General features: G+C 73.9%; 21 protein-coding genes and 1 pseudogene. 4 read left to right on the top strand and 18 right to left on the bottom strand.

Features of this window, described 5'->3' with window-relative positions; genetic code table 11:
- Positions 1-5: 5 nt before the first annotated feature.
- Entirely contained in the window at positions 6-1,472 is a 1,467-nt protein-coding gene (locus ABT023_RS16725) for an ATP-binding protein (protein ID WP_350886238.1), read from the bottom strand.
- An 11-nt stretch (positions 1,473-1,483) separates the two neighbouring features.
- Entirely contained in the window at positions 1,484-6,007 is a 4,524-nt protein-coding gene (locus ABT023_RS16720) for a hypothetical protein (protein ID WP_350886236.1), read from the bottom strand.
- A 268-nt stretch (positions 6,008-6,275) separates the two neighbouring features.
- Between ABT023_RS16720 and ABT023_RS16715 the strand changes: the two genes are divergently transcribed.
- A complete protein-coding gene (locus ABT023_RS16715; protein WP_350886234.1) occupies positions 6,276-8,993 on the top strand; it encodes an Hsp70 family protein in 2,718 nt (905 codons plus the stop codon).
- A 107-nt stretch (positions 8,994-9,100) separates the two neighbouring features.
- Here the strand turns inward: ABT023_RS16715 and ABT023_RS16710 are convergent, their stop codons facing one another.
- Together ABT023_RS16710 and ABT023_RS16705 are read right to left on the bottom strand one after the other, a co-directional pair.
- Complete coding sequence (locus tag ABT023_RS16710) at positions 9,101-10,981, bottom strand: propionyl-CoA synthetase (RefSeq protein WP_350886233.1); 1,881 nt, start codon at positions 10,979-10,981, stop codon at positions 9,101-9,103.
- A gap of 288 nt (positions 10,982-11,269) precedes the next feature.
- Positions 11,270-11,845, bottom strand: a complete 576-nt coding sequence (locus ABT023_RS16705) for a hypothetical protein (RefSeq protein ID WP_350886231.1) — start codon at positions 11,843-11,845, stop codon at positions 11,270-11,272.
- A gap of 110 nt (positions 11,846-11,955) precedes the next feature.
- On the opposite strand from ABT023_RS16705, the gene ABT023_RS16700 reads away from it, so the two are divergent.
- Together ABT023_RS16700 and ABT023_RS16695 are read left to right on the top strand one after the other, a co-directional pair.
- A complete protein-coding gene (locus tag ABT023_RS16700) occupies positions 11,956-13,188 on the top strand; it encodes a GNAT family N-acetyltransferase (protein ID WP_350886229.1) in 1,233 nt (410 codons plus the stop codon).
- Positions 13,189-13,295: 107 nt separating this feature from the next.
- The gene (locus ABT023_RS16695; RefSeq protein WP_502890693.1) at positions 13,296-13,604 is read left to right on the top strand and encodes a hypothetical protein; all 309 of its coding nucleotides are present in this window, start codon (positions 13,296-13,298) and stop codon (positions 13,602-13,604) included.
- Between the two features lie 4 nt (positions 13,605-13,608).
- Here ABT023_RS16695 and ABT023_RS16690 read toward each other — a convergent pair whose 3' ends face one another.
- The 4 genes from ABT023_RS16690 to ABT023_RS16675 all read right to left on the bottom strand — a co-directional run bounded on the left by ABT023_RS16690 (position 13,609) and on the right by ABT023_RS16675 (position 16,458).
- Positions 13,609-14,076, bottom strand: a complete 468-nt coding sequence (locus tag ABT023_RS16690) for a ribose-5-phosphate isomerase (protein WP_350886225.1) — start codon at positions 14,074-14,076, stop codon at positions 13,609-13,611.
- 111 nt (positions 14,077-14,187) lie between these two features.
- Complete coding sequence (locus tag ABT023_RS16685; RefSeq protein WP_350886224.1) at positions 14,188-15,387, bottom strand: DUF1015 family protein; 1,200 nt, start codon at positions 15,385-15,387, stop codon at positions 14,188-14,190.
- 11 nt (positions 15,388-15,398) lie between these two features.
- Positions 15,399-15,677 carry a hypothetical protein gene (locus tag ABT023_RS16680; protein ID WP_350886222.1) on the bottom strand — a complete coding sequence of 93 codons (279 nt, stop codon included), beginning with the start codon at positions 15,675-15,677 and terminating at the stop codon, positions 15,399-15,401.
- 181 nt (positions 15,678-15,858) lie between these two features.
- Positions 15,859-16,458, bottom strand: coding sequence for a mycothiol-dependent nitroreductase Rv2466c family protein (locus tag ABT023_RS16675; RefSeq protein WP_502890692.1), 600 nt, complete (start codon positions 16,456-16,458; stop codon positions 15,859-15,861).
- 246 nt (positions 16,459-16,704) lie between these two features.
- Between ABT023_RS16675 and pepN the strand changes: the two genes are divergently transcribed.
- Entirely contained in the window at positions 16,705-19,257 is a 2,553-nt protein-coding gene (gene pepN / locus ABT023_RS16670) for an aminopeptidase N (RefSeq protein WP_350886219.1), read from the top strand.
- 258 nt (positions 19,258-19,515) lie between these two features.
- Here pepN and ABT023_RS16665 read toward each other — a convergent pair whose 3' ends face one another.
- From ABT023_RS16665 to ABT023_RS16620, 10 genes and pseudogenes are all read right to left on the bottom strand, one after another.
- Positions 19,516-19,923, bottom strand: coding sequence for a DUF5130 family protein (locus tag ABT023_RS16665; RefSeq protein ID WP_350886217.1), 408 nt, complete (start codon positions 19,921-19,923; stop codon positions 19,516-19,518).
- Positions 19,910-20,218, bottom strand: a complete 309-nt coding sequence (gene ctaJ / locus ABT023_RS16660; protein ID WP_502890690.1) for an aa3-type cytochrome oxidase subunit CtaJ — start codon at positions 20,216-20,218, stop codon at positions 19,910-19,912. The genes ABT023_RS16665 and ctaJ overlap by 14 nt, the downstream gene beginning before the upstream one ends.
- Before the next feature lie 48 nt (positions 20,219-20,266).
- A pseudogene (locus ABT023_RS16655) lies at positions 20,267-20,482 on the bottom strand (amidase); the annotation flags it as partial.
- A 109-nt stretch (positions 20,483-20,591) separates the two neighbouring features.
- The gene (locus ABT023_RS16650) at positions 20,592-21,617 is read right to left on the bottom strand and encodes an amidohydrolase family protein (protein ID WP_350886215.1); all 1,026 of its coding nucleotides are present in this window, start codon (positions 21,615-21,617) and stop codon (positions 20,592-20,594) included.
- Positions 21,617-22,141, bottom strand: coding sequence for a 3-hydroxyanthranilate 3,4-dioxygenase (locus tag ABT023_RS16645; RefSeq protein ID WP_350886213.1), 525 nt, complete (start codon positions 22,139-22,141; stop codon positions 21,617-21,619). Before ABT023_RS16645 ends, ABT023_RS16650 begins: the two co-directional genes overlap by 1 nt.
- Positions 22,138-22,566 carry a RidA family protein gene (locus ABT023_RS16640; protein WP_350886211.1) on the bottom strand — a complete coding sequence of 143 codons (429 nt, stop codon included), beginning with the start codon at positions 22,564-22,566 and terminating at the stop codon, positions 22,138-22,140. The genes ABT023_RS16645 and ABT023_RS16640 overlap by 4 nt, the downstream gene beginning before the upstream one ends.
- A gap of 49 nt (positions 22,567-22,615) precedes the next feature.
- Positions 22,616-23,389: a 2-keto-4-pentenoate hydratase gene (locus ABT023_RS16635; protein ID WP_350886209.1), complete on the bottom strand. Its 774-nt coding sequence runs from the start codon at positions 23,387-23,389 to the stop codon at positions 22,616-22,618.
- Positions 23,386-24,459: a 4-hydroxy-2-oxovalerate aldolase gene (gene dmpG / locus ABT023_RS16630; protein WP_350886207.1), complete on the bottom strand. Its 1,074-nt coding sequence runs from the start codon at positions 24,457-24,459 to the stop codon at positions 23,386-23,388. Before dmpG ends, ABT023_RS16635 begins: the two co-directional genes overlap by 4 nt.
- Positions 24,456-25,421 carry an acetaldehyde dehydrogenase (acetylating) gene (locus ABT023_RS16625; protein WP_350886205.1) on the bottom strand — a complete coding sequence of 322 codons (966 nt, stop codon included), beginning with the start codon at positions 25,419-25,421 and terminating at the stop codon, positions 24,456-24,458. The genes dmpG and ABT023_RS16625 overlap by 4 nt, the downstream gene beginning before the upstream one ends.
- Entirely contained in the window at positions 25,418-26,212 is a 795-nt protein-coding gene (locus ABT023_RS16620; protein WP_350886203.1) for a 2-keto-4-pentenoate hydratase, read from the bottom strand. The genes ABT023_RS16625 and ABT023_RS16620 overlap by 4 nt, the downstream gene beginning before the upstream one ends.
- Positions 26,213-26,220: the final 8 nt, after the last annotated feature.

Genomic DNA, 26,220 nt, shown 5'->3' with positions numbered 1-26,220 from the left:
CCCGCTCAGGTCGGCGGTAGCCCGTCGAGGCTGTGTTCGGCCCGACGGCGCAGGTCCGCGTCCAGCGGGCTGCCGCGATCGGCGGCCTGCCGGGCCTGCGTCACCGCTTCCGCACGTTCCTTCCAGGCCGCCGGGTCCCCGCCGAGGTGGGCCTCGAACAGTTCCCAGTTCAGCAGCACGAGGTCGATGACTTCGGCGGTGTCCAAGCGGTCGAGCGGGTCGAGCCGGTCAGCCGGGACGAGCGGGACACCCTCCGGCCCGCCGTGCCAGCGCCCGGCGGCGACCGCCGCGCCACCGGCCCGCCGGCTCAACTCCGCGCCCCAGCCCTCACCCCACGAGCGGGTCAGCCGCTCGCGGACGTGGGCGCGCAGCGCCAGGTCCCGGTCGATCCACCAGCCGTGCAGCGAACCGGTCAGCACCATGCGGCGTACCTGCTGGGCGAACTCCGGGGACAGCAGCGCGACCGTGGCCCCGTCGGGGCGGACGAGACCCAGCCGGCGCAGCAGCGCGATGTCCTGCGAGTCGATCGTGAGGTAGGTCCGGGTGAGCACCTGGTACAGCAGGTCTCCCCCGCGCTCGCCGGTGTCCGCGTTGAGGTTCGCGATCGAACGGGTGAACTGGTCGCGGAACTGCGATTCCACCTGCTCCCAGGCAAGTCCCGCGTCCAGCCGGTCGGTCAGGTGCGTCTCCACGAGTTCGTGGCAGAACAACTCGATCAGGTACGGGTGGTTCCCGGCCCGCCGGACGATCTCGGGCCGCAGATCGGTGAGGTCGACGCCGGCATCGTCGGCCCGGGCCAGCATGGCGGCGACCTCGTCGTCCCGGAAGGGGCCCACCGGCCGTCTCATCCCCATGACCCCGTCGAGCGTCGAGTGGGCCACGGCGGCCAGCTCGATCGACTTGATCGACCGGCGGGACAGGGTCACCAGCCCGGCGGAGTAGTTCTTCTCGCTGACCAGGTCCCGTAGGAGCTGGAACTCGACGCGTCGGAAGGCCTCCGCCTGGTCGAACTCGTCGAGGATGACGCCGACGCCGACACCGACGCGGTGCAGGGCGGTGAAGAACGCCTCGAAGCACTCCTTCAGGTCCAGCCACTCGGTGCTGCTGTGCACCGACAGCTCGATGTCGTTGAGGCCGGCGAGCCAGTCGGGCGGCGCGCCGTCCCCCGACTGGTTGAGCCGCTCGGCCTCCTGACGCACCCGGGCGACGACGGCCCGGAACACGTCGGCTCCGCTCTCGTACGCGGCGACGCTGAGGTAGACCACGAGCAGGTCGGGGCGGTCGACCGCGAACAGCTCCTGAGCCCGCCGTACGACGCTGGTCTTGCCCATCCGGTGGTTGCCCTGGAGGCTCAGGTTGGCCGGGCGCGAGCCCCGCCAGGAGTTCTCCAGCAGGCGCAGCAGATCCCGCCGGCCCACGAACCGTTCGGCGGTGGCCACCTGCCCGACGCCGAGGTACGGATTGACCGTCATGGCAGCCGACCCTAGCGCCCCAGCTCGATGGACGCCCCGACGTGGTGCATCAGCAGCCAGTCCTGGTAGAGGCGGACGACGATCCGGTACGCGCCCCCCTCCTTGCGGACGACGTCCCGGATCACCAGGTCGTTCAGCAGCTCGGTGAGGTCGCCCGTGCCCCGGTAGACGGCCTGCACCCGTTCGATGGTGGCCAGGCCCTGCCGGGAGGCGACCGCCACGGCCAGCAGGACGGGGCGGAAGTGCTCGGCGGTGGGGGCGTCCGGCTCGGTGTAGCCGGCGGTCTCCAGGTTGTCGAAGTCCTCCTCGCCGAGCGAGTCCAGCAGTTGCTCCCGGACGAGTTCCACGTCGGCCTCGGTGACGAGCGGGGCCCGGTTGAGGTTCATCTGCTCGACCAGGGAGAAACAGAACTTCTGGATGTAGAAGGCACTGCCGCCGGTCAGCTCGACGATCCGGTCCACGGCGTGCTGCCGGTACCGGCTGTGTCCGTCCCGGCCCCCGATGAGGATGGGTAGCTCGATCAGCTTCCGGGCGTTGATGTCGTCGAGGTAGGTGACCCGCTCCCGGGCGAACACCACGAAGACGTTGGCATGCTCGCGGATCACCCGTTCCAGCGCGTCCTGGCCCACCACCACGAGGTGGAAGACGCGCCGCTCGATGATCGCCTTCAGCGCCTGCATGAACGACTGCGGCAGCAGACGGTTGCGGATCCACTCGTCGAAGTACTGGAACTCGTCGATCAGGACGACGACGTGTGGTGGTCGGTCGAGCGTGGCGAAGTAGTCCTCGATGATGGAGATGAAGTCCACCACCGGCTGCGGGCTGACGGCGAACTGTTCCCGGGTGACGTGCGCGGCCAGGCGGGGCCGATCGGCGCCGGCCGGGTCTTCGAGCAGTTTACGGCCCGTCCGGTTGAGGATCTCCCAGAGCAGCTGGCCGAGCAGGGCGTGCGGGCCGCGGCCGACGAGGCCGCCCTCGGGGTTGAAGCTGCCGATGTTGCCGAGGTCGACCACGATCAGGTTGTTGGACGCCCGCCGCTCGCTGAGCCGGTCGATCAGCCGGAACCGGATCGAGGACTTGCCGGCCCGCTTCTGCCCGAAGATCGCCACGCCGGTGCCCGGCACCGGGGCGAGCCGGAGCCGGCGTTCGATCTTGTCGAGCAGTTCCTCCCGGCCGAAGAACATCTCCGGGTCCTGCACCGGGGCGCCCGTGGAGCCCTGGAAGAAGGGGTTGTCGATCTCCTCGAACTTCGACGGGTCGGCGAGCTGGACGGCCAGGCTCGCCTCCACCTGGTCGTACTCGTCGTCGGAGCGGGACCGGTACAGCAGGGTCACCGGCAGCGAGAAGGCGCCGGCCCGGACGCCGCTGTCGCTGACCCGCAGCTTCACCACCAGCACCCGGTGCTGCCCGCCGCTCACCGCGCTGGTCAGCCGCAGCACCTCGTCCTGGGGGATGAACAGGTCCGGCTCGCTGCGGATCCGCAGTTCCCCGGACTCCAGCGGGGCCATGCCCTCCTTGTTGCGGATCTCGATCTGCACCGTCACCAGCCCGTGCTGGTCACGGTTGCTCTCGGCCAGCGCGAGCGCCAGGTCCGGCTTCGGGCGGCGCTCGGCCAGCAGGTGGTCCTGCGCCTGCTCCACCAGCGAGGCGATGCGGACGGCGATCGGCTCGACGCCCTCGACCGCGAAGCTGGTGGGCGCCTTCGCCACCTCGCTGCGTACCCCCTTCATGGTGTCCGTCACCCGGCGCAGCGAGGCGTCGCGCTCCTCGAAGGACTCGGCGTAGATGAATTGGAGCAGCTCGCGCAGGGCGTCATCGATCCGGCTGAGGCTCTCGCTGTCCGAGTCGACCTCCGGGCGCACCTCGGAGAGCCGGACCAGCGCGGTCTTGATGACGTCCTCGGCGATCGTCAGCTCGTGCAGGGGCGCCAGGGCGGCGACCTTCCGTCGCTGCTCCCGCCCCCAGGCCGCGCCGTACCGCTGCCACGCCTCGCGCATCACCTCGAAGGGCGGCCGACCCGACGGATGCTCGTCGGGCCAGTCGTCGAGCAGGTCACCGTCGAGGTAGCCGCGTTCGGCGAGGTACCGGGCAGCGGCGGTACGCAGCTCCGGGTCGTCGTGGATGATCGCGGTGACCCGCTCGGCCGCCACGTCCGTCTGGGCGACGAGCTGCGCCACCAGCGGGAAGGTGGCGTGGCCGTGCTGGTCGAGCTGTTTGCGCAGGATCGGCGCGACGACCTCGTCGATGGGCGCGCCGTCGGGGGTGGAGTCGCGCCGCCAGCTCAGCGCCGGCCGCCCGTCGAGGGAGAGGAAGAACCGGCCGATGGCCAGCCGGGCGTCGCCACCCCGGGCGGGGTTGCGCAGCCGCTCGGAGGCGGCCAGCGCCTCGCAGTACAGGTCCCGGGCGGCCTCGCTGGCCTGCCGGTCCAGCACCAGGTCGGCCAGCGCCGTGAGGCCGCTGCACAGCCAGCCGTGCAGCTGGTCCTCGTCGTCGTCGCGCCCGTTGGCGCCGTACTCCCGCAGGATGGCCGCGGCGGAGATGTAGCCGTCGGCGCTGTTCTCCCGCTGGTACCCCCGCGAGTGCCCGGCGTTGTCGGCGAGCCGCAACGCGTCGCGGAAGATGGGCTGCTTGTTCTCCCGCTTGCGCTGGTCCTTGATCCCGGCCGCCTGCTCGGAGTACCGGTCCATCACGTAGGCCACCAGGGCCGAGGTGAACAGGCGGTCGATGAACTTGGGCGTGCTCAGGGACAGCTCGTTGCCCTGGCGGATCGCGACGACCTGGCGGCGGATGTCGTCCGCCCGGTCGGTGCTGTCGTCGCGGATCAGGTTCTCGGCCTCGTCCAGGCTCGCCGACGTCCGCTGCTGCACGTACGCCATGGCCAGGCCGCGCCGGACGGCGGGATTCGCCGGGGTGGCGTCGAGCAACGTCTTCCACTCGGGGATCGAGTCCTGCCCGGCGGAGAACTTCACGAACGCGATCTGGTGGAGCAGGTGCCGTCCCTTGGAGCTGGACGGGTCCCGGGAGGCGAGCTGTCGGTGCAGCGCCTCCAGCGCGTCGCGGTACCTTCCGGCGGCGATGTAGAAGTCGATCAGAATGTTGTCCAGGGAGTCGCCGGGCGGCACCACCCCGGGGAACTCGACCTCCAGGACCCGCAGCGCGGCCTCCGCGCCGTCGAGCCGTTTGATCAGCCAGGCGAGGTCCTTCACCGCGCTCTCGCGCTTCGGCCCGCCCGACCGGATCTCCTCCCGGTACGCGGCCTTCGCCCCGTCGAAGTCCCGCTTCTTCTTGTTCAGGTGGTCGGCGCGGGCGAAGTGGTCGCTGGCCGCCCGCGCGGGTGCGGCGGGCGGCCGGGGCGCGGGATCGGGCGGCTTCTCCCCGGTGCGACGGGGCGTGGGCAGGAGCCGGCCGGGTGTGCCGGGGCGCCCCGGCGTGCCCGGCCGGACGGCCGGCGGGAAGCCCGCGGCCCGGAACCGGATCGGACGCGGCTGCGCCCCCTCGGGGCGGGCGCGGGGCTCCGGCGTCACGCCGCCGGGGCAGGCCTCCTCCACCGCCCGCCGAGTGATGGACGGCAGGTTGGGGGCGAGGAGCAGGTCGCCCAGGGGTGCCCGGGAACCGGCCGCGTCCAGCACGCCCAGCAACGCGTGCCAGGCCGCCGAGTCGATCATGGGGGTGATGTTGCGGAAGTACCGGAGCAGGGCGTACACCACGGCGTCGCTGTCCGCGTTCTTCGCCGCGGCGACGGCCAGCAGCCGCCAACTCTCCGGGTCGGCGGTGAGGTCCGCCGCGGTGGCGAAGTACTGCTGGGCGCTCGCCGGGGCGGCGTTGAGCAGCTCGATGACCCCGATCAGGTGGTAGAGGTCGCCGTTGACCGGGTCCGCGGTGAGGATTCGGCGCAGGCCCGTCGCGATCTGACTCAGCCGGCCGAACTTGGGTGCCAGCTCATTGATGTTCGCGGCGTTGCGGTACCGCTGGTACTCGGAGTGCAGGCCGCTGTACTGGTCCTGCGGTACGTCGATGTCGAAGGACACCTCCACCGGCATCGAGGCCACGGCGCGCAGGGCCAGGTCCGAGGTGACCGCGGTGGAGGCGGCGGCCGCCTCGACCGGCGGGCCGCCCTCGGCCACGGGCATCGCCTGCTGCGGGGGTTGCTCGACGGCGGCCGGCGGAACAGGGTCGTCCGCGGCCGGTGCCGTTCGCGGGGCGGGCGCCGGCGGGTCGGGCGTCGGCACCGCCGCCGGGGTGGGCTCGACCGCCGGGGTGGGCTCAGCCGCCGACACCGCCGCCGGGGTGGGCTCGACCGGCTGCGTCGGCGGGACGGGCCCGGCCGGTGGTGCCACCGGGGGCGTCCCCACCAGGGTCCGCAGCCCGAGGATGCCCGCGAGGGCCAGGACGCTCCGCCCGCCGTCCGGCTGCTGGAGCACGAGCCGGTTGAGCGTCAGCTCCACGAGCTGTCCGACGAACGGGTCGCCGGAGATCAGACGGACCTCGACGTGGTCGCCGACCCGCGCGACCGACTGGACAAAGTCAGCGTCCATCACACTCCACAGTCGAACGTTGGCCGGGCAGATGATCCGCCTACCAGCTAGCCCGGCCCACGGCAGCAGTGTCAAGCACAAAGCCGACAGTAATCGCCGACACCCGGGCTCCTCCGGGCGGCGAGGGGAGGCCACGCTCCCCGGCTCGTCGGGCCGGCCCCGGCTCCCGTCGTGCCTGGCCGTCCCGCAGGCGCTGGTCGGACGGGTGTTCCGCCTGCGTACGATGCGGGGCCGGACATCCCCTCGTCCCCGGCGGAGGTAGCGGCACATGGCAGGCCAGCACGAGGGCTTCGCCCTCGGCGTCGACCTCGGCACGTCCAACACCGTGGCCGTGCTCCGCTGGCCGGACGGGCGGACCCGGCCGCTGCTCGTCGACGGGCAGCCGGTCGTCCCCTCCGGGGTGTACGCCGACGCCGACGGACGCCTGCACGTCGGCCGGGACGCGCAGCGGCTGGCGCAGGCCGACCCGGGCCGCTACGAGCCGAACCCGAAACGCCTGATCGACTCCCTCACCGTGCCGCTCGGCGACCGCGAGTACGCCCCAGCCGACCTGCTGGCCGCGATCCTGCACGCGGTGGGCCAGACCGCGGTCGCCACGGTCGGTTTCCTCCCCCCGGCGGTGCTGACCTGCCCCGCGTCCTGGGACGACGCCCGACGTCAGGTTCTCGCCGACGCGCTGCTGCGGGCGGGCTGGCCGCAGGCTGCCGAACACACCCTCTCCGGCCCCACCCCGCTCGGCACCCGGCTGCTGCGCGAGCCCGTCGCCGCCGCCCGCTACTACGCCCAGGTGCTGCGCCGGCCGGTACCGGTCGGCGGCTCCATCGCCGTGTTCGACCTGGGCGGCGGCACCCTGGACGTGGCGGTGCTGCGCAACGAGGGTGCCGACCCGTGGGGCGACTCCGGCTTCGCCGTGACCGCCACCGGGGGCGTGCCCGACCTCGGCGGGCTCGACCTGGACGCCGCCCTGACGAGCCGGCTCGGCGAGCTGGTGTCCGCGACCGACCCGGCGCGGTGGGCCCGGCTGACCCAGCCGGCTGACGCCGGGCAGTGGCGGGACCTGCACCGGCTCCGGGAGGGCGTCCGCGAGGCGCGGGAGATGCTGTCCCGGGCCCCGGTCGCACCGGTGGTCGTGCCGGGATCACAGGAGGTCGTCCAGCTCACCCGGGACGACCTGGAGCGGGTGGCCACCCCGCTGCTGGCCCGGGCCGTGGCCGAGACCGGGCGGGTGATCGCCGCCGCCGGCCTCACCCCCGATCGGCTCGCCGGCCTGTTCCTGGTGGGCGGCCCGACCCGGATGCCGCTGGTGGCCCGGATGCTGCACGCCGAGTTGGGCGTCGCACCGACCGTGCTGGAACAGCCGGAACTGCCGGTGGCCGAGGGGGCGCTGACGGACCTGCCGGCCCCCCGCCCGCCACGACAGGCCGCGCCGGCGGGTGGCGGCGGGGGCGTACCGGCGGCCGCGCCTGCGGTGGCCGGGCTCGGCGGCCCCCCACCCACCTGGGTCGACGGCGGGCCGGGGCTACCGCCGACCGCGCCCGCCGGGCCGCCCGGGATGCATGTAACGCCGGAAGCCCCGTGGGGCGCGCCCGTCTCCGGTACGCCGACGCCGCCGGCCGCCACCCGGCGGCGGGCGCTGTGGATCACGGTCGCGGCGGTGCTCGCCCTCGCCGGGGTCGCCGGCGGCGTCGCGCTGTGGTACACCCGGGACCGCTACCCGGGCCTGGAGTTCCAGAAGACCCTGACCGAGGTCAAGCGCGTCCCCGCCGGGACGGACCGGCCGGCGGAGACCTTCACCGCGCTGCTCGGCGACACCGGCTACGCGGCGTACCCGCTGCCGGACGACCGGCTGGAGATCGTGGCGGTCGACGCGGAGACCGGCGCGCAGCGGTGGCGCAAGCAGACTACGCAGACGTCAGAGCGGTGGCAGTCGCTCGTCGCCGTGCCCGGGGCGGTGGCGGCCTTCTCCGACGCGTCCGGCGTCGGCACCTTCCGCAAGCTGGTGGTGCACAAGGCCACCTCCGGCGAGCAGCGGTGGTCCCGGACGATCCAGGACGACGACCGGGTGTTCTTCGGCGAGGATGTGGCAGTGCTCGTCGACCGGGACGGCAACCGGCTCGTCGGCCTGCGGATGAGCGACGGCACGGAGGCCTGGAAGCTGGACAACCCGCGCGACGGGTCGGGTGACGCCCGCAGCACCGTGCTGCGCGTCGAGACCGCCGAGGGGGCCGGCGGGCCGGCGTACGCCGACGGGACGCCCCGCGACCCGTGGCGCGGGAAGGCCGACCGGCTCGTGCAGATCGGCGCGGACCGCTCGGCCCGGCTGATCGACCTGGACACCGGCTCGGTGCTGCGGACCTGGTCCGGGGTCGCGGACCGCGACGACCTCCTGGTCGCCCGGGACGACCGGCTGTACGTGGTCGACGATTCCACCGTCGGCCGGTACCGGCTGCTCGGCTACGACCTGACCCGGGTGGCCCAGCCGACGATCCTGCACAGCGCCACGGAGGACGGGCGGCGGGCGGAGGCGCTGGTGGCCTGCGGCGAACACCGGGCGTGCGTGCTGGAGGTGCCGTCCGGCGACGCGGACCGCGCCGAGGTGGTGGCGGCCACCGAGGGCGCGGGCCTCCGGCGCTGGGCGACGCCGGGGGCGAAGGACCTGGTGCCGGTGGGCGAGCACCTGATCGTGCGGCGCCAGTACCCGGAATCGACGTCGACCCTGTTCGACCCGGAGGGCAAGGCGGTGCTGCGGGACCGGGACGGGGTGGCGGTCCGGCTGGACGCCGGCAACATCCTGGTCTTCGCCGACAGGCTGAGCGGCAGCGAGTCGGACCCCAGCGTCGCCGGGATGGCGGTCGGCTCCCCCGACCCGGCCGAGCTGGGCCGGGCCAAGGACGTGCGCGGCGAGTCCTGCTCGTGGAACACCAGCGTGCTGCTCTGCGGCGCGGCGAAGGACTTCGTGCTGTACCGCTTCGCCCCCACCCCCTGACCAGCCACTTCCCCTGACCGGCCCCGGGCACCTGACCCAGCCCGCCGGCCGGCGAAGCACCGCCCGGCCCCGACCGTCGGTGCGATGCGGTCGGGGCCGGGCGGGCCTCAGTCGGCGGCGGCCAGGTTCCGGAAGAAGCCGAGCGTGGCCGGGTCGTCGATGGTGGCCGGGACCGGCTCGTCGCGCCCCTCCACCAGGCCCCGCATCGTCCGGCGCAGGATCTTGCCGGAGCGGGTCTTCGGCAGGGCCGGCACGACGGTGACCCGACGGAACGCGGCGACCGGGCCGATCCGCTCCCGCATCCGGGCGACCAGCTCGGCGGCGAGGACGCCCGGGTCCACCTCGACGCCGGCCTTGAGCACCACGTACCCGCTGGGCACCTGGCCCTTGAGCTGGTCCGCCACGCCGATCACGGCGCACTCGGCCACCGCCGGGTGGCCGGCCAGCACCTCCTCCATCGCCCCGGTGGAGAGCCGGTGCCCGGCCACGTTGATCACGTCGTCGGTGCGGCCCATCACGTACAGGTAGCCGTCGTCGTCGAACCGGCCGCCGTCGCCGGTCAGGTAGTAGCCGGGGAAGGTGCTCAGGTACGACCGGACGTAGCGCTCGTCGTCGCCCCAGAGGGTGGGCAGGCAGCCCGGGGGCAGCGGCAGCCTGATCACGATCGAGCCGTCGACGCCCGCCGGCAGCTGCTCGCCCCGCGGGTCCACCACCCGCACGTCGTACCCGGGGACGGGCACCGACGGCGAGCCGGCCTTGATCGGCAGCGGCTCCAGCCCGCGCGGGTTCGCCGCCACCGGCCAGCCGGTCTCGGTCTGCCACCAGTTGTCCACCACGGGCACGCCCAGCCGCGCGCCGGCCCAGGCGAAGGTGTCCGGGTCGAGGCGCTCGCCGGCCAGGAACAGCGTGCGGAGGCTGGAGAGGTCGTACCGGCCGATCCGCGTGCCGTCCGGGTCCTGCCGGCGGATCGCCCGGATCGCGGTGGGGGCGGTGAACAGGGCGGCGACCCGGTGCTGCGACACGACCCGCCAGAACGCGCCCGCGTCCGGAGTGCCGACCGGCTTGCCCTCGTAGAGCACCGTCGTCGCCCCGGCGAGCAGCGGTCCGTACACGATGTAGGAGTGGCCGACGACCCAGCCGACGTCGGAGGCGGCCCAGAACACGTCGCCGGGCCCGATGCCGAAGACGTTGGCCATCGACCAGCGCAGCGCCACCGCGTGGCCGCCGTTGTCCCGGACCACGCCCTTCGGCCGGCCCGTCGTGCCGGACGTGTAGAGGACGTAGAGCGGGTCGGTGGCGGCGACCGGGACGCAGTCAACCGGCTCGGCGCCGTCGAGGGCCTCGTCCCAGGTCAGGTCCCGGCCGGGGGTGAGCGGCGCGGAGTGCTGGGGGCGCTGCACGATGACGCAGCGCTCCGGGGCGTGCTCGGCCTCCGCCAGCGCCGCGTCGAGAATCGGGTGGTAGGGCACGATCCGGTCCACCTCGATCCCGCACGAGGTGGCGACCACCACCTTCGGCCGGGCGTCGTCGACGCGGACCGCCAGCTCGTGGGCGGCGAAGCCACCGAACACCACGGAGTGCACCGCGCCGATCCGGGCGCAGGCCAGCATGGCGACCACCGCCTCGGGGACCATCGCCAGGTAGAGCAGCACCCGGTCGCCCCGGCCGACCCCGAGCCGGCGCAGGGCCCCGGCGAACCGGGCGGTCGCGTCGCACAGCTCGGCGTACGTGTACGTGCGGGTCGTGCCGGTGACCGGGCTGTCGTGGATCAGCGCGGGCTGGTCGCCGCGTCCCGCCGCCACGTGCCGGTCCAGTGCGTTGTGGCAGGTGTTCAGCTCCCCGTCGGGGAACCAGCGGTACAGCGGGGCCCGGCCGTCGTCGAGAATCCGCTCCGGCGGCCGGTGCCAGTCGATGTCCGCCGCCGCGTCCCGCCAGAAGGCGGTCGGGTCGGCGATGCTCCGCTCGTACGCTGCTCGATACGCACCCATCCCGCCATGGTGGGGCGTGCCGCCCGGCCGGCACGACGGCCGGCCCGCTCCGGTGCGCCGGACGCACCTGCCGGGTCGCCGAACGGCGGACCGGACGGCCGACCCGGCAGTTGTCAGTCGTCGGTGCCCGCCGCGGATGAAGGCGCGTGGGGCGGGTAAGCAGCGCCGCCTGGTGAGGAACGGCCGGCGTCGCGGCGGACCGCGACTCCGGCGCCCGGGCGGGCGGCTCCGCGCCGGCCCGCCCGGGCGCGGGACCACCGCACAGGTGCGGCGCCGGCCCGGCCCGGGTCAGTTGCCGGTGACCCAGTTCCAGGCGGAGACCACCCACTCGGTCTGCTGGAGGTAGGCGACCCCCAGGCCCACCAGGAAGACCGCCGTCACGATGTGGGCGCCCCGCGCGCTGCGCCGGACCCGCCCGAGCTGCCGCTCCCAGATCACCCGGCCGAGCAGCCGGGACAGCCCGAACAGGCCGGCCGCGACCAGCAGGCTCAGCAGGAAGGTGAGCAGCGGCGCGCCGAGGTCGCCCCGCCCGGAGATGGCCCAGATGCCCCAGCAGACGAAGGCGAAGAGGCCCCCTGCGGCGCTCCACTCGCCGCCGACCCGCAACTGGGCCAGGTGCCAGCTCAACGGGCGGCGCGGTGCCGGCACGTCGCCGGACCAGAGCCCGCCGTGCCCGCCGTGCCCGTCGTGCCCGTCGTGCCCGCCCTGGTCGACGGTGGGGAACGGTTCGGTACGTGGAGGGCGCGCCTGCCCCACGGAGGCCACCCCCCGGCGGAAGGCGTCGCGCTGTGGCGGCACCCCGACACCCGGTTGCGGCGACACCTCGACGGTCCGCTCCGCCCACGGCTGTGTCTGGTCTGCCATCTCGTGTCCTCCCCCTGACGTCGGTGCCGGCACCGGCCGGCCCCGCCTCCGAGGGTAACGAGCCGGCAAATCGGTCGCCCGCCCCGTGGGGTGTCCGATAGACACGAGCGATGACGAACCCTCCACCGCCGATCCGGGTCGGCCGGCCCGACGACTTCGACGACCTGGCCCGGATGATCGAGATCACGTTCCACACCACCCTCGGCGAGGAGACCCGCGAGGCCGAACGGGGCATCTGGGAGCCGCACCGGAGCCTGCTGGTCCGGGACGGCGCGGAGCTCGTGGCGCACGTCTCGGCGTTCACCCGGGAGCTGACCGTCCCGGGCGCCACGCTGCCGGCGGCCCACGTGACCATGGTCGGGGTACTGCCGACCCACCGCCGCCGCGGCCTGCTCACCCGGCTCATCCGCCGGCAGTTGCGCGACATCCGGGACGCCGGCCGGGAGCCGGTGGCCGTGCTCTGGGCCAGCGAGGGCCGGATCTACCCCCGGTTCGGTTACGGCCTAGCCGCCCAGGAACTCTCCGTCGAGTGCTCCACCACCGAACTGCGGCTGCCCGCCCCGGCCGCCGCCGAAGGCCGGCTGCGCCTGGACCGGCCGGTGGCGCAGCAGGCCGACCTGGCCCGGCTGTACGACCGGCTGCGCGCCGACCGTCCCGGCTGGTCCGACCGGGACGACCGGTGGTGGCGGTACGTGCTGTCGGACCCGGCCGACGAGCGCGCGGGCGCGACCGAACGCCGGGTGATGCTGCACGAGGGCCCGGACGGTGAGGTCGACGGGTACGCGCTGTGGCGCTCGCGCCGGGACTCCGACGCCGCCGGCCCGCGCGGCGTGACGATCGTCGAGGAGATGGTGGCCACGAACCCGGCGGCCCGTTCGGCGCTGTGGCGGCTGCTGCTCTCGCTCGACCTGACCCGCCGGCTCTCCTACCGGGGGCCGGTGGACGACCCGTTGCTGCGCCTGGTCGACGAGCCGCGCCGGCTGGTGGCCCGGCTCTCCGACGCGCTCTGGGTGCGGGTGGTGGACGTGCCGGCCGCGCTGGCCGCCCGCCGGTACGCCGCCGACGTGGACATCGTCGTCGAGGTCACCGACGAGTTGCTTCCGGAGAACTCGGGGCGCTGGCGGCTGACCGGCGGGCCGGACGACGCCCGGTGTGAACCCACCGGCCGGCCGGCCGACCTCGCCTGCGACGTGCGGGCGCTCGGCGAGCTGTACCTGGGCGGGACGGCACTGGCGACGCTGGCCGACGCCGGGCGGATCCACGAACGGCGCCCGGGCGCGCTGGCCGACGCCGGGCCCGCATTCGCCTGGCACCGGGCCCCGGCGGGAATGGGCATCTTCTGACCGCCCCGCCCCCGCCCCGCCGGCCGGGCCTCCCCGTGGGGCGGGCGCGGCGGCGGCGCGGGCGGTACGGTCGGCTGATGGGTGACGGGGATCGACGGCGACGCCGGATGAGGCACCACTCCGACGCCGAGGTTCCCACGGCGCCCACTGCCGGGGTGCAGGACGTGGGCGAGCCGCCCCGCCGCCGGGGCGGTCCGGCCGGCGAGGAACGCGACGGCGAGCGGGGCCTGCGCAGCCTGGTCGGGCCCGGCGCCTCCCAGGTGGGGCCCCTGGCGGCGCTGCGGGCCCGGGACGCGGCCCGACCGACCGCGGAGGACCTGGCCGAGGCGGAGGCCCGGATTGTCGTCGTCCGGCGCAACTGGGTGCCCCGCGAGGACCTGCCCCGGCCCGGGCCGCTGACCCGGCCGGGCCGCTGACGGGTCAGGGTAGGTCGGGCAGTTCCCGGCTCTGCTCGTACGCGGCGACCTGGTCGATCCGGCGGGAGTGCCGGGGGTTGCCGGAGAACGAGGTGGTGAGGAACGCCTCGACGATGGCGGTGGCCTCGTCCAGGGTGTGCTGGCGGGCGCCGACGGCCACCACGTTGGCGTCGTTGTGCTCCCGGCCGAGCTGGGCGGTGTCGATGTTCCAGGCCAGCGCCGCCCGGACGCCCGCGACCTTGTTGGCGGCGATCTGCTCGCCGTTGCCCGAGCCGCCGATGACCACGCCGAGGCTGCCGGGGTCGGCGACCACCCGGGCACCAGTGTGCAGACAGAACGCCGGGTAGTCGTCGTCCGGGTCGAAGACGTGCGGGCCGACGTCGACCAGCTCGTACCCCTGCTTGGCGAGGTGGCCGGCCAGGTGCACCTTCAGCTCGAAACCGGCATGGTCGGATCCCAGATAGACGCGCATACCGCGCAGTCTGTCAGGCCGACTACCGCGCCGCCGAGCGGGCGGCGGCGCGGAGCCGGCTTCGTCACAGAAGGGCTGGTCACCCGGGTCGCCGGCCGGCGTGTCGCGCGCTCAGCGGGACAGTTCGGCCACCACCAGGCCGCCGCGGGCCTTCGGGGTGAACCAGGTGCTCTTGCGCGGCATCTTCTCCCGGGCCAGGTTGACCGCGACGAAGTCGTCCACGGTCACCGGGGCGATCAGCACCGCCAGCTCGGCCCGGCCCGCCTCGACCTCGCCGGTCAGCCAGCTCGCCGGGTAGTCCCCGCCGACGTAGGTGATCCGCTTGTCGCCCGGGTCGAGGCCGAGCGCGTCGCGCATCAGCACCCGCTCCACCAGCGCGTGGTCGAGGTTCTCCAGCCGGCCGCCGTCGACGTGCGGCAGTCGCACCGCGTACCCCTGGTCGGCCAGCCGGAGCGCGACGGTGCCGCCGGCCGTCGGGACCTCGACCGGACCGTCGATCCCGGTGACCTCGGCGCCCGCCGCGCGGAGCCGGTCGACCAGCTCCGCCGGGGTGACGGTCAGCTCGCTGACCAGCCGGTTGTACGGCTGGATCGCGACCGACGCGGGGGTGGTCACCACCGCCAGGAAGCGGGGCAGGCCACCGGTCTGGGCGGCGAGGCTGCGGTGGTTGCCGTCGGCGACCACCAGCTCGCCGCCGCCGGCCAGGGCGGCCAGCGCGTCCTGCTCGGGGCCGGGGCCGAGCAGCCACACGGCGTGCGTGCGCCCGGACTGGTCGGTGTCGGTCGCGGCGGGCGCCCCGGCCGACTCGGTCGCCGCCGCGAGCGCGGCGTGCAGCTCGTCGCCCCGGCCGGTCTGGAGCAGCAGCACGGGCGAGAGCAGGTGCCCGAGCGCCTCGGCGAGGGCGACCCGCTCGCGGACCTTGGCGATGAAGACGTCCTCGTTGCGGATGACCAGGCCCGGCTCGTCGGCGCTGGTGGAGATCTGGTCGGTGTCGACCATGGCGAACAGCCCGTACGCGGTCTCCTCCCCCGGCGCGCTGATCCGGTAGAGGACCACCACCTGCTCGGCCGGGGTGTAGCTGCCGTCGGCCTTGGCCTCGGCGAGGCGGGCCGCTGCGTCGGGAAGGGCGTCGAGGAAGGACTTCCCCAGGGTCTCCGGCGCCCGGTGCGGCATCTCGATGCCGAGGGCACTGTGCGGGTTCGCCTCGATGATCGCGGTGATCTCCGCGTCGTCGGCGAACTCGTCGTAGTTCTGCGCGCCGGTGCCGCCAGTGGTGATCCAGGCCCGGGCGATCGGATGTACGACCGTCATGTCCGCTGACGCTACCGCCGGCCGGTCATGCCCCGAAGCGGGCCCCGCACCCCGTCCACCAGTTGAAAGGAGGTGGCCGGCGCGCCGGGGGGCGGGGCCGGCCGGGAGGTGACCGCCATCCGGGCGACCCCGACCACGATCGGCGGGGCCAGCAGGTCGACCATCTCGGCCGGCAGCGCCGGCCGGACCGCCGGCCAGCCGGCGTCCGCCACGGACCAGTACGCCGCACCGGATTCCCCGGTCACCGCCTGCGGCGACGCTTCGTCGGACGTACAGCGGTGCTTACCCATCGGATGCCTCCACGAGCTGCCGGACGCGGCCCTGCGGGCCGTTGGCGGGACAACCGGTGGAACGACCCCCGCGCCGCCCGGTGACGCCCGCACGGCGCGCCGCCGGGCTCCACGTGGGCCCCGGGGCGCGCCGGGAGGGGACCCCGCCCGCCGGAGTCGCGCCCCGGGCTGCTCCCCGCCCTCAGTCGAAGGTGGGGTCGACCTCGCGGGAACGCTTCAGCTCGTAGAAGCCCGGCGTGCCGGCGACCAGCAGCACGCCGTCCCAGAGCCGGCCGGCGGCCTCCCCCTTCGGGCGCGGGGTGACCACCGGGCCGAAGAAGGCCACCGGCGTGCCGTCCGGGCCCGGGGCGTGGATGACCGGGGTGCCCACGTCGGTGCCGACCGGCCGCATTCCGGCCTCGTGGCTGGCCCGCAGGGCCTCGTCGTACGCGGTGCTGTCGGCGGCGGCGGCCAGCTGCGGGTCCAGCCCGGCGTCGGTGAGCGCCGCCGCGAACAGCTCCGGGCCCAGGTCCTCCTTGCCGAGGTGGATCCGGGTGCCCAGCGCGGTGTACAGCGCGCGGACGGCGTCCGGGCCGTGCTTCTGCCCGGCCGCGACGCAGATCCGCACCGGGCCCCAGCCGATGCTCAGCAGTTTCTGGTACTGCTCCGGCAGGTCGCGCCCCTCGTTGAGCACCGACAGGCTCATCACGTGGAAGCGGACGTCCACGTCGCGGACCTGCTCCACCTCCAGCAACCAGCGGGAGGTGATCCACGCCCACGGACAGAGCGGGTCGAACCACATGTCGACGGTGGCACGATCAGTCACGGTGCGGTTCCCTTCGCGACGGCAGCGCCGGGGGTCGGCGGCTCGTCCCCCGATCCTCCACCCCACCCGGCATCGACCGGTACCCGAATGAGAGCGTGACCTCGGCCACCGAGAGGTGCCCGCCCATGGAAGACTCGGATCCACCGGCCGTCACGAGCGGACGGTGGGCTGGCGCCGCAGCGGCGCACGGCGAGAGCGGGATGGAGACGAACAGTGCCGGGAGTGCGCAACCTGACCCAGGTCGAGGCCACCGAGCGGGCCCGCCTGCTCGAGGTCACCGGGTACGACATCAGTCTGGACCTGTCGACCGCCGTCCAGGCCGCCGACGCCCGGACCTTCCGGTCGGTGACCGAGGTCCGCTTCCGCTGCGCCGAACCGGGCACATCCACCTTCATCGAGGCGGCCGCCGAGTCGGTGCGCTCGGCGACGCTCAACGGCGTCCCGGTCGACGTCTCCGGCTGGTCGGCGGACAGCGGGCTGACGCTGACCGGGCTGGCCGAGGAGAACACCCTCGTGGTCGACGCCGACTTCGCCTACTCGAACAGCGGGCAGGGGCTGCACCGCACGGTCGACCCGGTCGACGGGGAGACCTACCTCTACAGCCAGTTCGAGACGGCGGACGCCCAGAAGGTCTTCGCCTGCTTCGACCAGCCCGACCTGAAGAGCGTCTACACCTGGCACGCCACCGTCCCGGAGCACTGGCGGGTGGTGTCCAACATGCCGGTCGAGCGCGAGGTGCCGGCCGGCGAGGGGCTCAAGACCGTCCACTTCGTCCCGTCGGCCCGGATGAGCACCTACATCACCGCGCTCTGCGCCGGCCCGTACCACGAGGTGCGGGACAGCCACGACGGCATCGACCTGGGGGTGTACTGCCGGGCCTCGATGGCGCAGTACCTCGACCCGGACGACCTGTTCCTCGTCACCAAGCAGGGCTTCGACTTCTTCCACCAGCAGTTCGGCGTGCGCTACCCGCTGCCGAAGTACGACCAGCTCTGGGTGCCGGACTTCAACGCCGGCGCGATGGAGAACTTCGGCTGCGTCACGCACGCCGAGGGGCACTACCTCTTCCGCTCCCAGGTCACCGACTTCGAGTACGAGCAGCGGGCCAACACGATCCTGCACGAGCTGGCCCACATGTGGTTCGGCGACCTGGTCACCATGCGCTGGTGGAACGACCTGTGGCTGAACGAGTCGTTCGCCGAGTGGGCCAGCCACTGGTGCAACGCCAACGCCACCCGCTTCTCCGACGCCTGGACGACGTTCCTGTCGGTGCGCAAGAACTGGGGCTACCGGCAGGACCAGCTCTCCTCCACCCACCCGGTCTACTGCGAGATGCCGGACCTGGAGGCGGTCGAGGTCAACTTCGACGGAATCACGTACGCCAAGGGCGCGAGCGTGCTCAAGCAGCTCGTCGCGTACGTCGGCGAGGAGCCGTTCCTGGCCGGGCTGCGGGCGTACTTCGGCAAGCACGCCTGGGGCAACGCCACCTTCGACGACCTGCTGTCGGAGCTTGAGGCGGCCTCCGGCCGGGAGCTGCGCAAGTTCGCCGCGCAGTGGCTGGAGACCGCACAGGTCAACACCCTGCGCGCCGAGGTGACGATCGACGCCGACGGCAGCTACCAGCGGGTGGTGGTACGGCAGGAGTCGCCGGCCGAGTACCCGACGCTGCGCACCCACCGCATCGGCGTGGGCCTGTACGACCTGACCGACGGCCGGCTCGTCCGCCGGGAGCGGATCGAGATCGACGTGACCGGCGAGCTCACCGAGCTGACCGACCTGCACGGCGTGCGGGCGGCGGACGTGCTGCTGCTCAACGACGACGACCTGACGTACGCGAAGCTGCGGCTGGACGAGCGGTCGATGGCCACGGTGGTGCAGCACATCGCCGGCTTCGAGTCGTCGCTGTCGCGCGCCCTGTGCTGGATGGCCGCGTGGGACATGGTCCGCGACGCCGAGCTGTCGGCCCGCGACTACGTGGCGCTGGTGCTGGCCGGGCTGCCCGCGGAGACCGACATCAACGTGGTCACCGCCACCCTGCGCCAGGCGACCACCGCGCTGGCCTACTACGCCGACCCGACCTGGGCGCCGACTGGCTGGGCCGAGCTGCACCGGACGGCGAAGGCCGCGCTGGCCGCTGCCGAGCCGGGCAGCGGGTTCCAGCTCGCCTGGGCCCGCGCCGTCGCCTCGGCGACCCGCTCCGACGAGGGTCTGGCGATGCTGCGGGGCTGGCTGGCCGGCAACGACGTGCCGGCCGGGCTGGCCGTCGACACCGAGCTGCGCTGGACGATCCTCCAGCAGCTGGTGGCCAACGGGGCCGCCGGCACCGAGGAGATCGAGGCCGAGCTGGCCGCCGACCGGACCGCCAGCGGCGAGCGGGAAGCCGCGCACGCGCACGCCCTGGTGCCGACGGAGGAGAACAAGGCCGCCGTCTGGGCCCAGCTCACCGGCCCCGACGCGCTGCCGAACTGGCGCAACCGGGCGCTGTTGCAGGGCTTCGCCCCGTCCGTGCAGGCGGAGCTGGTCGCCCCGTACCGGGAGAAGTACTTCGCCGTGGTGGACCAGGTCTGGGCGCGGCGGGACAGCGAGCCGGCGCAGGAGTTCGTCCAGCTGGCGTACCCGGACCAGCAGGTCTCCGAGGACACCGTCGCGGCCACCGACGCGTGGCTGGCCGCCGCCGACGGGCAGCCGGCGTCGCTGCGCCGGTTGGTCGCCGAGGGCCGCGACGCGGTCGTCCGCGCGCTGAGGGCCCGCGACCGGGATACCCGCAGCGCCTGAGGCGAAGTGTCATCCGGCCCGGGGCCGGCGCGGGCGAACGGCCCCGCCGGCCCCGGCCAGCCGTCCGGCGTGGCGCTCGCCGTCGGGGCGGGGTCGCCGGGCAGCCGGCGGCACGCCCGGTTCACGAAGGTCGGCCCACCCCGAACGCACCGACACCCGGCCCGCAGTCGCGGACCGGGTGTCGTCGTCGTGCGGGCGGGCCCCTCCGGCGCGGCCGTCGTCCCTGCCGCTCGGGCCCTCGCGGCCCCTGGCTGCGTCTCAGCCCTTGCCGGCGTGGCTGGCGAGCTGGTCGAGGCCGTTGATGATGCCGCCGGCCAGGTCGCCGCCGCCGAAGGCCGCCACCATGGAGAGGGCGGCCAGCTTGGCGTACGTGTCGGGGATGCGCTTGCGGGCGTGCCGGCCGGTGACGACCTCCAGCTTGCGCTGGTTGGGCGACACCGCGATCAGGACCGACCGGTCGGGGTCGGCGAGCTGCCGGTGCAGCCGCTGGGCGTGCTCGCGGATCGGCTCGTCGAGGCCGCCGACGTAGACCGAGAAGACGAGCCCGGTCCCCTGGTCGGCCAGGCGGAGCGCCTCGTCGATGCGCAGCAGCTGACGGGTCGAGAACGGCCCGTCGAGCACCTCGGGCGGTGTTTCCGTGCCGGCCTGGATCTCACCAACGGTCACTTGCGCCTCCGGTTCCCCCGGCCGGCGCCTCGATGCCGGCCTTCTCAAGCTTGTGGCTGGTCAGCGCCGGTGCCTGCGCACCCGCGGCCAGCACGGTGCCGGCCGAGTCGGCCAGCTGCTCCGGGCGGCCCAGGAACCAGACCGGAGTGAAGTCGAAGGGCCGGCCCGGCCGGTAACGCTTGGCGGCGGCGCCCTTGCCCGGGCCGCCGGCGAATGCCAGCGCGGCGATCACCAGCACCACGGCCGCCGGGATGCCGACGAAGATCAGCAACGTCTCGGTAACAGACAATCCCAACGCCCCCAGGCGGAAAGAGAGACCAGGACTTCCGGGTCGGTTGGACGATCATGACATCGGCCGCCCGACTCCGCTCGTATTCACGTTAGCGGAGTCGACGGCCCGCCAGATTGCGGGGTGGCGATCCCACCCGCAACTGGCGTGCTCAAGCTGCCCGGCAGCCCCGATCAGGGTGCCGCCGGGAAGCGGGACACCCACCGGCAGGCCCTCGGCGGTGCGGCCGTCCGACGATTCGCCCGTGACGTTCACCACGGCGCAGTACGGCAGCTCAGCCACTCCGCCATCCTGCCCTGTCCGGTGCCCGGCCGCCCGTCGCCGCCCCGACACGGCAGGCGGCGGATTGCGGCAGAGTGCCGGCCGCCCTGACTCGGCCTTATATACCCGACATGCCGAGGAAGCGCAGGGCGTTGGCGGAGAGCAGCTTGTCGCGCTGGGCCGCGGTGAGGAAGTCGGCCGCGCGGACCACCCGCCCGGCCGGGCGCTCCCCCAGCGGGTACGGGTAGTCGCTGCCGACCAGCACCCGGTCCTCGCCCATGGTGTCCACCAACAGCCGCAGCGCCGCCGGTTCGAACACCACCGAGTCCACGCAGAACCGGTCGACGTACGCGCTGGGCGGCGCGGCGGACGCGCCCCGGACCAGGTCGCCCCGGCGGTGCCAGGCGTTGTCGGCGCGGCCCAGCCAGAACGGGAAGCTCCCGCCGCCGTGCGCGAAGCAGAGCCGCAGCGACTCCGGCACCCGGTCGAACACGCCGCCGAGGATCAGCGCCAGTACCGACAGGTGCGTCTCGGCGGGCATCCCGGTCAGCCAGCGGGCCATCCACCGGTCCAGCCGGGGCCCGCCCGGCATGTCCCACGGGTGCACGAACACCGGCGCGCCGACCTCGGCGCAGTGCTGGAGGAAGGTGACCACTCCCTCGTCGTCGAGGTCCCGGTCGCCGACGTGGTTGCCGATCTCCACCCCGACGTGCCCGGCCGCGAGGCAGCGGTCCAGCTCGGCGCAGGCCGCGTCCGGGTCCTGCAACGGCACCTGGCAGAACGGCACCAGCCGGTCGCCGCCGGCGGCGGTGACCTCCAGGGTGAGGTCGTTGAAGATCCGGGCCACCTTCACCGCCTGGTCGGCGGGGCGGTCGTAGCTGAAGAAGACCGGGGTCGGGGACACCACCTGAACGTCGACCCCGTCGGCGGCCATGTCGGCCAGCCGGGTCGGCGCGTCCCAGCACTGCGCGCCGACCGGCCGGAACTCCGTCTCCCCCACCATGATCATGGCGGCCCGCTCGGAGTCGATCCGCAGCCGGGGCCAGCCGGACCCGCCGCACGCCGCGCCGAGGTCCGGCCACCCCTTCGGTACGACGTGCGTGTGCACGTCGACCACCGGGAGCCGCCCGGCGGGCACCCCCATCAGCCCTTGCCCGGGTGCAGCGCGCCGCACTCGCCGCAGGTGCGGGCGGCCTCGTCGGCGTAGAACGTGCCGAACACCGGGGGCAGGTCGGCGGCGATGTCGCGGACCTGCAACTCCACCTCGTGCACCTTGTGCCCGCACTCCGGGCAGTACCACTGGAACTTCTCCAGCGTGCCCTCCTCGCGGACCCGCTCGACCACCATGCCGATCGAGCCGACCTCGGGGCGCTGCGGCGAGTGCGGGGTGTCACGCGGCAGCATCCACATCTGGCCCTCGCGCACGTGCACCGTACGCGGCCCCTGCGGGGTCATCAGGTTGATGTGCATGTTGCCCTTGACCTGGTAGAAGAACTCCTCGTACGGGTCGACGTGGAAGTCGGTGCGCTGGTTCGGCCCGCCCACCACCATCACGATGAAGTCGTCGGAGCCGGGGAACATCTCCCGGTTGCCCACCGGCGGCTTCAGCAGGTGCTGGTTCTCGGCGACCCACCCGGGGAAGCTGAACGGCTCAGCGATCTCACTCACGACTGACCTCCCGACGGAAGAAGCGCCACGGCCTGCATCTCGATGAGCAGGTGCGGGTGCGGAAGCTGGTGCACGGCCACGGTCGTCCGGGTCGGCCCCGTGGCGTCGAAGAACTCCGCCCACACCTCGTTGTAGCCACCGAAGTCGTTCATGTTGACCAGGTACGACGTCACCTGCACGAGATCGGGCAGGTCCGCGCCGACCGACCGCAGCAGGTCCCGGACGTTCCCGATCACGGCCCGGGTCTGCGCCCGGACGTCGAGGTCGGTCGTGCCGAGCTCGTCCACCGACACGCCCGCGAAGGTGTTGTCCGGCAGCCGGGACGACGTACCGGAGACGAAGACGAACCCGCCGGCGACCTTGACGTGCGGAAACGCCCCGCGCGGCACGGCCTTGCCGGCGACCACGCGCGCCTCGCCGCTCACGACCGGCCACCCGGCCGCGCCGCGACCCCCGCCACGGCGGGCGGCGCGCTCACGACGACGCCCGCAGCGAAGCGGTGCCGAGCTTCTCCACGACGGCGCGGACGTGCGCGCCGGGGCGCAGGGGAACGGCGGCGGTGGCGGCCCCGGCGAGGAAGACCCAGCCCGACCGCAGTCGCACCCCGTGCCGCCCGGCGAGGCGGAGCCCCTCGTCCAGGGTCCGGCGGGGGTCGCCGAGGATCGCGGCGGTCGAGCCGACCTGGACGACGCGTCCGTCGATCTCCAGGAGCACGCCGAGGTTGTCCAGCCCGTCCGGCACCGGTGACCAGGCTCCGATGGCGAACGCGGCGGCGGAGGCATTGTCGGCGATGACGTCGGGCAGGCTGAAGGTGAAGTTGGCGTACCGGGAGTCGATCAGCTCGATCGCCGGGGCGACCGCGCGCACCGCGTCGGTGAACGCCCCGACCGGCTCGCCCGGCTCGGGCAACCGGTCCAGCAGGAACGCCACCTCCGGCTCGACCCGGGGGTGGATGAACGTGGCCGGGTCTACCGTGCCGCCGTCGGGGACCCGCATCGCATCGGTGAGCCGCCCCCAGATCACCTCGTCCACGCCGACCTGGGCCATCTTCGCCCGGCTGGTCAGCCCCATCTTCAGCCCGACGAGGCGCTCGCCCCGGTCCAGCCTGCGCTGCACCAGCGCGGTCTGCACCGCGTACGCGCCGTCGCCGTCCAGGCCGGTCTCGGCGGCGAGCTGCGGGATCGCGGTGGCCGTGTCGGCCGCCGCCCCCAGCCTGCCGGCGACGCCCGCGGTGTCCACCCCGATCACGCGACCTCCTCCTGCCCACGCCGACCCGCGAGGTCCAACGCCACATCCACGATCATGTCCTCCTGACCACCGACCATCCGCCGCCGCCCCAGCTCCACCAGGATCGACCGCACGTCCACCCCGTACTTCGCCGAGGCGCGCTCGGCGTGCCGCAGGAAGCTGGAGTACACCCCGGCGTAGCCGAGGGACAGCGTCTCCCGGTCCACCCGCACCGGCCGGTCCTGCATCGGCCGGACCAGGTCGTCGGCGGCGTCCATCAGGGCGAACACGTCACAGCCGTGCTTCCAACCGTGCAGCTCGGCGACCGCGACGAACACCTCCAACGGGGCGTTGCCGGCCCCCGCGCCCATCCCCGCCAGCGACGCGTCCACCCGCACCGTGCGCCCGTGCGGGGCGTCCGGCCCGGCCGGAACGCCGCCGGCGACCCGGCCGTGCTCGACGGCGACCACGCTGTTGGCCACCCCGAGCGACAGGTTGTGATGCGCGTGGATGCCGATCTGCGTCTGCGGCGACAGCACCTGCCGGTACGCGTCGACCCGCTGCGCCACGTCCGACATCAACAACCGGCCACCCGAGTCGGTGACGTAGACGCAGTGCGCCCCGTACGACTCCATCAGCGCGGCCTGCGCGGCCAACCCGGCCGGGTCGGTCATGTGCGACATCATCAGGAAGCCGGACACGTCCATGTCGTTCTCCCGCGCCCAGGAGATGTGCTGGGCGGAGATGTCCGCCTCGGTGCAGTGGGTGGCGATCCGGACGCTGGTCACCCCGAGCGCCTTCGCCGCCCGCAGGTCGGCGATGGTGCCGATCCCCGGCAGCAGCAGGGTGGTCAGCCGCGCGGTGGTCAGCACCTCGGCCGCGGCGGAGATCCAGTCGGCGTCGCCGGCCGCGCCGTGGCCGTAGTTGACGCTGGACCCGGCCAACCCGTCGCCGTGCGCCACCTCGATCGCCGCCACCCCGGCCGCGTCCAGCGCCGCCGCGATCTCGCGCACCTGGTCGACGGTGTACCGGTGGGCGACGGCGTGCATCCCGTCGCGCAACGTCACGTCCTGCACGTACAGGTCGGTCATGCGGTCACCGCCTTCCGGAGTGCGATCAGCCGCTCGGCGGTGCGCAGCGCGGCCGAGGTCATGATGTCCAGGTTCCCGGCGTACGCGGGCAGGTGGTGCCCGGCCCCGGACACCTCCAGGAACACCGACACCTGCAATCCGGTGAGGTGCCGACCGAGAGCCGGCACGTACGTGTCGACCGGGTCGAACTGCACGTCCTGCTTGAGCCGGTACCCGGGGACGTACTCCTGCACGGTCGCCACCATCTCGGCCACCGATCCGGCGATCGCGGCCCGGTCGGCGTCGGCGTCGGGGCACAGGCAGTAGACGGTGTCCCGCATCATCAGCGGCGGATCTGCCGGATTCAGCACGATGATCGCCTTACCGCGCCCCGCGCCGCCGACCACCTCGATCGCCCGCGCGGTCGTCTCGGTGAACTCGTCGATGTTCGCCCGGGTCCCCGGCCCCGCCGACTTCGAGGCGATCGAGGCGACGATCTCCCCGTACGCCACCGGCGTGACCCGGCCGACGGCGGCCACGATCGGCACGGTCGCCTGCCCACCGCAGGTCACCATGTTCACGTTCGGTTCGTGCAGGTGCTCGTCCAGGTTGACCGGCGGCACCACGTACGGGCCGATCGCCGCCGGGGTCAGGTCGACCACGGTCCGGCCGAGAGCGCGGAGCACCTCGTCGTGCCGCCGGTGCGCGCCGGCCGACGTCGCGTCGAAGACCAACTCCACGTCCGCGAACTCGGGCAGCGCGACGAGCCCGTCGACGCCCTCGGCCGTGGTTGCCACGCCGAGTCGGCGGGCCCGCGCCAGCCCGTCGGAGTCCGGGTCGATGCCGGCCATCGCCACCATCCGCAGGCTCCCCGGTGAGGGCGAGGAACGCGACCCGTCAGGGCCACCGCTGCGCCGCAGCACCTTGATCATCAGGTCGGTGCCGATGTTGCCCGACCCGAGCACCGCCACGCCGGTACTCATGAGGGTTCCCTCCCGAAACTGGTACGAACCGAGCCGAGCCCGGAGATCCGCGCCTCGTAGGCCGCGCCGGGCGTCGCCGGCACCACCGGGCCGAGCGACCCGGAGAGCACCAGGTCCCCCGCCCGCAGCGGGTCACCGGCGCGAACGAGCGTGCCGACGAGCCACTCCAAAGCGTTCAGCGGGTTGCCCATGCAGGCCGCCCCGGCGCCGACCGAGACCGGCTCCCCGGCGTGTTCGAGGACCATCCCGCACAGCCGCAGGTCCACGTCCGCCAGCCGGCGGGGCGTGGTGCCGAGCACGAACAGGCCGCTGGAGGCGTTGTCGGCGACGGTGTCCACGATGGAGATGTCCCAGCCGGCGATCCGGGAGTCGACGATCTCGATCGCCGGCAGCACGTGGTCGACCGCGCGGATCAGGTCGACGGCGGTGACCCGCTCGTCGGTCAGGTCCCGGCCGAGCACGAAGGCGACCTCGGCCTCCACCTTCGGCTGGAGCAGCCGGCCGAACGGCACCTCGTCGCCGTCCCCGACCGCCATGGCGTCGGTCAGCAGCCCGAAGTCCGGCTGGTGCACGTCGAGGCTCTCCCGGGCCGCCCGGGAGGTCAGCCCGATCTTCGCGCCCACCCGGCGCTCGCCCCGGCCCTGCCAGGCCCGCGTCTGGAGCTGCTGCACCCGGTACGCGGACTCGATGTCCCCCTCCGGCAGCAGCCGGCCCCGCAGTGGTGGGCAGGGCTTCCCGCTGCTGCGGGCCTCGGCCAGCTCACGGTTGGCCGCCTCGATGTCGACACTCATGTCCGCTC

The sequence above is a fragment of the Micromonospora sp. NPDC002296 genome, assembly GCF_040296145.1.
In the GTDB taxonomy this organism is placed as follows: domain Bacteria; phylum Actinomycetota; class Actinomycetes; order Mycobacteriales; family Micromonosporaceae; genus Micromonospora.
Note: the sequence above shows the minus strand (reverse complement) of the source record. Positions and strands in the feature narration are given on the sequence as shown.